The 1,136-nt window shown below is 70.2% G+C and carries 2 protein-coding genes; one reads left to right on the plus strand and one right to left on the minus strand.

What is annotated here, in order from left to right:
* The coding region (locus ACFY5C_RS41885; RefSeq protein WP_389455346.1) for an alpha/beta fold hydrolase at positions 1–792 on the minus strand (792 nt) is incomplete at its 3' end.
* A 191-nt stretch (positions 793–983) separates the two neighbouring features.
* Here ACFY5C_RS41885 and ACFY5C_RS41890 point away from each other — a divergent pair.
* Positions 984–1,136: DUF72 domain-containing protein (locus ACFY5C_RS41890; RefSeq protein WP_389455348.1), on the plus strand; the 153-nt coding region annotated here is incomplete at its 3' end.

Here is a 1,136-nt window from a genome sequence, read left to right on the forward strand (position 1 = left end):
CTCCGGGTGCGTCGTCAGCATCCCGTGCGGATAGCCCTCGTACGTCTTGAGCGTGCCGTTCTTCAGCAGCTTGGCCGACAGGGGCGCCGAGTCCTCGTACGGCACGATCTGGTCGTCGCTGCCGTGCATGACCAGCACCGGGACGTCGATCTTCTTCAGGTCCTCGGTGAAGTCGGTCTCGGAGAACGCCTTGATGCATTCGTAGTGGGCGTTGGCCGCGCCCATCATGCCCTGCCGCCACCAGTTGTCGATCAGGCCCTGCGACACCTCCGCGCCGGGACGGTTGAAGCCGTAGAACGGCCCCGACGGCACGTCGATGTAGAGCTGCGCCCGGTTGGCGGCGAGGCCCTCGCGGAACCCGTCGAACACCTCGATGGGCGTACCGCCGGGGTTGCTCTCCGACTTGACCATGACGGGCGGCACGGCACCCGCCAGCACCGCCTTGGAGACCCTGCCGGGTTTGGCGCGGGCGACGTAGCGGGTGACCTCGCCGCCGCCCGTGGAGTGCCCGATGTGGACGGCGTCCCGCAGGTCGAGCGCGTCGGTGACGGCGGCGACGTCGGCCGCGTACGTGTCCATGTCGTGGCCTTCGGAGGTCTGCGTCGACCGTCCGTGGCCGCGCCGGTCGTGGGCGATGACCCGGTAGCCGTGCGACAGGAAGAACAGCATCTGGTTGTCCCAGTCGTCCGCGCTCAGCGGCCAGCCGTGGTGGAAGACGATCGGCTTGCCGTCGCGTGGACCCCAGTCCTTGTAGAAGATCGTGGTGCCGTCGTCGGTGGTGACTGTACCCATCGTTGGTCCTCCGCTCGTCCGGGCGTGCCTCAGCCACCCGGACAGGAGGGGGCACACGCGTGACCTGCGAGTTCGCGCCCGGAGGGGCGCCGGAACGTACCCGGACCAGACTACGCGCGGGCCCCGCGGGCCACATCCTCAGCGGCGGGAGCGCACGTCTGGCCGCCGCGCGTCCGGGTAACCGCCGTGCCATGGGCGACATCCTGGTGGGCACGTGTTCGTGGACGGACCGGGCGCTGGTCGGCAGCGGCTGGTACCCGGTGGGGCGGCGGGACGCCGAGGGGCGGTTGCGGCACTACGCCGAGCGCTTCCCGGTGGTCGAGGTCGACGCGACGTACTACGCG

It is taken from the genome of Streptomyces sp. NPDC012935 (assembly GCF_042900345.1).
In the GTDB taxonomy this organism is placed as follows: Bacteria; Actinomycetota; Actinomycetes; order Streptomycetales; family Streptomycetaceae; genus Streptomyces.